Raw genomic sequence first — 2,643 nt, 5'->3', positions numbered from 1 at the left:
ACACCGCCTACCTACGCGACCTCATCGTCGAAGAAGGCATCACCACCACCCACTTCGTCCCCTCCATGCTGGAAGCCTTCCTCCTCGAAGAACACCTCCAGCTCCCCCACCGCGTCATCTGCTCCGGCGAGGCGCTGCCCGCCGGGCTGGAGTGGCCCGTGGAGAGCGAGCTGCACAACCTGTACGGCCCGACCGAAGCGGCCGTGGACGTCTCCTGGCATCACTGCCTGCCGGGCGAGACGGTCGTGCCGATCGGCCGGCCGGTGGACAACACCAGGCTGTACGTGCTCGACGAATCGCTCCAGCCGGTGCCGATCGGGACGCCGGGCGAGCTGTACATCGGCGGCGTCCAACTGGCGCGCGGCTACCTCAACCGGCCCGCCCTCACCGCCGAACGCTTCGTCCCCGACCCCTTCACCCCCGGCTCCAGGCTCTACGCCACCGGAGACCTCGCCCGCTGGCTCCCCACCGGCGAACTCGAATACCTCGGCCGCACCGACTTCCAGGTCAAGATCCGCGGCATGCGCGTCGAGCTCGGCGAGATCGAGGCGGTGCTGCGCGAGCAGCCGGGCGTCAGGCAGGCCGCCGCCAATGCCGTCGACGGCCGCCTCGTCGGCTACCTGGTCGGCGATGACGGCGTTCCCGACCTGCGTGCCGTACTGCCGGAGTTCATGATCCCCACGGCGTGGGTACGGCTGGACGCGCTGCCGCTCACCGCCAACGGCAAGCTCGACCGGGCCGCGCTGCCCGCGCCCGAGCATCGTTCCGACGCGCGGTGGGAGCCGCCGGGCACCGACGCCGAGCGTGCCGTGGCCCGCGTCTGGCAGGAGGTGCTGGGGCTGGAGCGGGCCGGTCGGCACGACTCGTTCTTCGAGGTCGGCGGCGACTCCATCCGCAGCCTGAAGGTGGTGGCCAGGCTGCGCGCGGCCGGGTACGACGTGGAGCTGCAGCAGCTGTTCAGGCACCAGTCGGTGGCTGAGCTGGCCACCGTGCTACGCAGGCGCACAGCCGTACAGAAACCTGAAACGGGAGCGTTCGCCCTGCTCAGCCCCGCGGACCGAGAAAGGCTCATGGGATGATCGTCGACGCTTACCCGCTGACCGCGCTGCAGGCCGGGATGCTCTACCACAGCGAGCTGGACGGGGTGACCTTCCACGACCACACCACGCTCACGCTGCGCGGCCGGTTCGACGAGGCGGCGCTGGTCAGGGCGCTGGGCGAGGTGGCCGCGCGGCACGAGGCGCTGCGCACCTCGTTCGACCTGACCGGTTTCAGCGAGCCGGTCCAGCTCGTGCACGACCACGCGGAGATCCCGCTGACCGTGGCCGCGACCGCGCCGGAGTACGGGCCTTTCGACTGGTCGGCGCCGCCGCTGCTGAGGGTGCACGTGCGTCCCGAGGAGGACAGGTTCGCGCTGACCGTCGCCTTCCACCACGCGATCCTGGACGGCTGGAGCGTCGCCGCGCTGGTCAACGAGCTGCTGGCCCGCTACCGCACGCCGGGCCTGCCGGTGGAGCCGCCGGGCGCTCGCTTCCGCGACCTGGTGGCGGTGGAGAAGGAGCTCGTGGTCTCGCCGGAGGCCGCGGGCTTCTGGCGGGAGGTCGTCGAGGACGCGCCCGACGGCCGCCTGCCCAGGATGCCCGGCTACCCGACGGGCGGCCCGCGCGCCGTCGCGGTGCTGGCCACGCCGCTCGACCCCGGACTGGTCGCCGACCTGACCGAGCGGGCGGCGCGGGAGCGGGTGCCGCTGCGGTCGGTGCTCATCGCGGCGCACCTACGGGTGCTGCACCTGGCCACCGGCGATCCCGACGTGCTGACCGGTGTGCTCACGCACGGCAGGCCGGAGAGCGACGCGGGCGACGAGGTGCTCGGCCTGTTCCTCAACACGGTGCCGCTGCGGCTGCGCGCGGACGCGCCCGAGCTGGTGCGCAGGGTGTTCGAGGCGGAGGTGGCGCTGCTGCCGTACCGGCAGTATCCGCTGTTCGAGATCCAGCGCGCGGCGGGGCGCTCGCCGCTGCTCGACGCGCACGTCGACTTCCGCGACTTCCACGTGTACGGCGGCGCCGACCTGACCATCGAGGACCAGGACTTCTTCGAGCAGACCGACCTGGCCTTCAGCGCGGCCTTCGTCAGGACCCCCGACAGCGGCCTGACGCTGACCATCTCCTACGACACCGCCCAGTTCCCCGCCGAGCAGGTCGAGCGCTACCGCGACCTGTACGTGCGGGCGCTGTCCGGTCAGGAAGGCCCGTCCCCCGAGGACACCGCGGCCATCGCGGCCTGGAACGCCACCGAACGGGAGCATGCGGGCGGCACCCTGCACGGCCTGGTATTCGAGCAGGCCGAACGCACCCCCGACGCGACCGCGTTGGTGTTCGACGGCGACCGCCTGACCTACCGCGAACTCACCGAACGAGCGCGTCAAGTAGCCGCTCACCTGCGAGCAGCGGGGGCCAGGCCGGACCAGCCGGTCGGCGTGTGCATGGAACGCGAGCTGAACCTACCCGTCGTGCTGCTCGGCGTCCTCACGGCAGGCTGCGCCTACCTACCCCTCGACCCCGCCGACCCCGAAGACCGCCGCCAAGCCATGCTCACCGACGCTGGCGCGAACATCGTCCTGACCGGTTTCCAGGAATACAACGC

2 protein-coding genes are annotated in these 2,643 nt (G+C 71.8%); both read left to right on the top strand.

Features of this window, described 5'->3' with window-relative positions; genetic code table 11:
* The coding region (locus tag ACFXJ8_RS43925) for an AMP-binding protein (RefSeq protein WP_379651515.1) at positions 1-1,079 on the top strand (1,079 nt) is incomplete at its 5' end.
* Positions 1,076-2,643, top strand: a 1,568-nt coding sequence (locus tag ACFXJ8_RS43920; protein ID WP_379651513.1) for a condensation domain-containing protein, incomplete at its 3' end; no start/stop codon positions are given. The genes ACFXJ8_RS43925 and ACFXJ8_RS43920, both read left to right, overlap by 4 nt.

Source organism: Nonomuraea sp. NPDC059194, from assembly GCF_042754765.1.
Taxonomy (GTDB): Bacteria; Actinomycetota; Actinomycetes; order Streptosporangiales; family Streptosporangiaceae; genus Nonomuraea.
This window is presented reverse-complemented; position numbering and strand designations above follow the sequence as displayed.